The 2578-nt window shown below is 46.5% G+C and carries 3 protein-coding genes; 1 reads left to right on the forward strand and 2 read right to left on the reverse strand.

Annotated elements, in window-relative coordinates:
• The first annotated feature begins 8 nt into the window (after positions 1-8).
• Positions 9-182 (forward strand): ribosome modulation factor, encoded by a 174-nt coding sequence (gene rmf, locus CAG65_RS19865; protein WP_040902065.1) that lies wholly within the window; start codon positions 9-11, stop codon positions 180-182.
• Positions 183-328: 146 nt separating this feature from the next.
• Here the strand turns inward: rmf and fabA are convergent, their stop codons facing one another.
• Both fabA and CAG65_RS19875 read right to left on the reverse strand, forming a co-directional pair.
• A complete protein-coding gene (gene fabA, locus CAG65_RS19870; RefSeq protein WP_021703255.1) occupies positions 329-847 on the reverse strand; it encodes a bifunctional 3-hydroxydecanoyl-ACP dehydratase/trans-2-decenoyl-ACP isomerase in 519 nt (172 codons plus the stop codon).
• A 70-nt stretch (positions 848-917) separates the two neighbouring features.
• On the reverse strand, positions 918-2564 hold the full coding sequence (locus CAG65_RS19875) for an AAA family ATPase (protein WP_161454740.1): 1647 nt from the start codon (positions 2562-2564) through the stop codon (positions 918-920).
• Positions 2565-2578: the final 14 nt, after the last annotated feature.

Genomic DNA, 2578 nt, shown 5'->3' on the forward strand with positions numbered 1-2578 from the left:
ACGACACTATGAAGAGACAAAAGCGTGACCGCCTGGAACGAGCGCAATCTCAAGGATATAAAGCAGGTCTGAACGGCCGTTCGTCGGAAACATGCCCTTATCAACAGATGGATGTGCGATCGTATTGGTTAGGCGGTTGGCGTGACGCCAGAGATGATAAACAAGCTGGCCTCTACAAGTAAAAATCTTCAAATCCACATACTGTAAATGGAGAACTAAGCCCCGAAAGGGGCTTTTTGTTTGTCATATCGTAATCTGATGCACTATAACTAATTTGATTGATAACAAAAAAGCGACTCAAGTGAGCCGCTTTTATTCACTCTGCTAATTAAAAAGCAGAAGTGTCCTGGAAAAGGCCAACTTTCAGGTCTTTTGCCACATAAATTTCTTTACCGTCAACAAGGACGCGGCCATCAGCCAAGCCCATAACCAGTTTACGGTTTACAACACGCTTCATATTGATTTCGTACGTGACTTTTTTTGCGGTCGGCAGGATTTGACCAGTAAACTTCACTTCACCGACACCCAGTGCACGGCCTTTACCTTTGCCGCCAACCCAGCCAAGGAAGAAGCCAACAAGTTGCCACATTGCATCCAGGCCCAGACAGCCAGGCATAACAGGGTCGCCAGGGAAGTGGCAATCGAAGAACCATAGATCAGGAGTAATATCCAGCTCCGCCAGGATTAGACCTTTACCATAGTCGCCTTCAGTTTCAGACATCTTGGTAACACGGTCCATCATCAGCATATTTGGCGCAGGCAGTTGAGGGTAACCCGGACCAAATAGCTCACCACGGCTAGAGGCTAACAGATCGTCACGATTGTATGAATCACGTTTGTTTTGCATTATCAATTACTCCAATTTTTGACAGGTGCATCTTAGTGAACAGGTGTAAGCTAAACAACTCCGATCAGTTCTAGACAAACCAGTTTTTTATTCGATCCATCAAGCCTGTAGGGTGTTCGTGTCGTTCAAAGTTCTCGATGCGTTCAGCGATTTTATGAATCACACTTTCTTCATCATCGCCCCTGAAAGGTTTACCCATAATAATAGGTACTGCTTCATCAACCGTCGACACAGACCAGATATGGAACTCTCCATCCTGAATGCTCTTCACTACATCTTTATGAAGCGCCAAATGTTTCAGGTTAGATTTGGGCAGAATAACGCCTTGTGAACCGGTCAGACCCTGATGTTTACAAACGTGATAGAAGCCTTCGATTTTTTCGTTCAACCCGCCGACTGCCTGGACGCGTCCAAATTGATCCACCGCGCCAGTGACCGCAATCTGTTGGTTAATAGGATACTCGGATAACGCACTCACGAAAGAGCAGAGTTCAGCGAGAGATGCGCTGTCACCATCGACCTCGCAGTACGATTGTTCAAATACGACGGAGGCAGAATAGGGCATGGGCTCATCGAGATTCATTGCGCTGCTTACAAAGGCCTGCATGATCATCATGCCCTTCGCGTGCAGGTTGCCACCCAACTCGGCTTTACGTTCTACGTCAGAAATGTCACCGTCACCAAAGTGAATGACACACGAAATACGCGCTGGTTCACCGTATGAAAGCGGATGCCCGGGAACATCAATCACAGTGAGCCCGTTCACCTGACCAACGCGTTCACCTTTGGTTTCAATGATCACCTGACCATCGAGAATATCGGACAGAGCGCGATCGGGCAGGTAAGATTCTCGGTAGAGGCGGGCATCAATGACTTTATCCAACGTCTCTTTTGTTACGTTGTCACCAGATGTTAAATCAATACTGACTTCTTCAAGTAGTGAGCGATACCAAATCACATCCAAAGGCATGTAGCTCTGGTCTTCAGTAAGACGTGCACCGGCAACCATCAGACGCTCAATGCCACTTTGAGTTAACTCGGGAAGATCGTAAGTAGCACATAACCATTTCAAATAGCCAAGATATGTGGAGATACTTTGTTCTGTCAGCTCGATTTCAGGCTCTACCTCGGAAAACATGCACATGCCAGAGTATATGTCACTGTCCAGATAATCTATTTCACCCAGTTGGCCGCGATCGCCCACAATGACCAATTTTACGTTGTAATGTTTGTCTGTCACATTGTTGCTAAGGTGCGTCGGCGCTGAGTTGATCTGCTGTACGGGCTCACCAAAAACGGCGGCTTTAAGTAGTAACCAGTTCATAGGATTGCTCAACAGGAAGTTGGCGGACAATACCAGGTACCCGCCATTTGCTTTTTCCAATAAGCCAGGCAATTGAACTGTGACTTCGCCGGAATGAGCTTCGTACGTTCCGAATACATGTTTTGGATCCAGGGATTCGGTGTAGATAACCGGTGCAGCAGAATCAAGGTCAGACAAGTGTTGTTGCAGAAGTTGCCTGTATACCGGATTGTCCGGAGAATTGACCAGCAGTACTTTTGTTAGTCCTTTTCCGGCTACGAATTTGTTGATCGCTTGTTTCAGGCGTGGTTGAGCAGTGAAAAAGTTAACATGGGAAATGTTTTGGTATTGCTCAACGGACGCATTAAAATGATCGTAGTGAGGAATAACTGAGTACCAGGTTTCTTGATTCATCGATGAGTCTGTTC

The organism is Vibrio sp. V39_P1S14PM300, from assembly GCF_009904765.1.
Classification (GTDB): Bacteria; Pseudomonadota; Gammaproteobacteria; order Enterobacterales; family Vibrionaceae; genus Vibrio; species Vibrio proteolyticus.

Coding starts and splice junctions, on each gene's coding strand:
- rmf (WP_040902065.1), top strand. CDS start 9: ATGAAGAGACAAAAGCGTGACCGCCTGGAACGAGCGCAATCTCAAGGA.
- fabA (WP_021703255.1), bottom strand. CDS start 847: ATGCAAAACAAACGTGATTCATACAATCGTGACGATCTGTTAGCCTCT.
- CAG65_RS19875 (WP_161454740.1), bottom strand. CDS start 2,564: ATGAATCAAGAAACCTGGTACTCAGTTATTCCTCACTACGATCATTTT.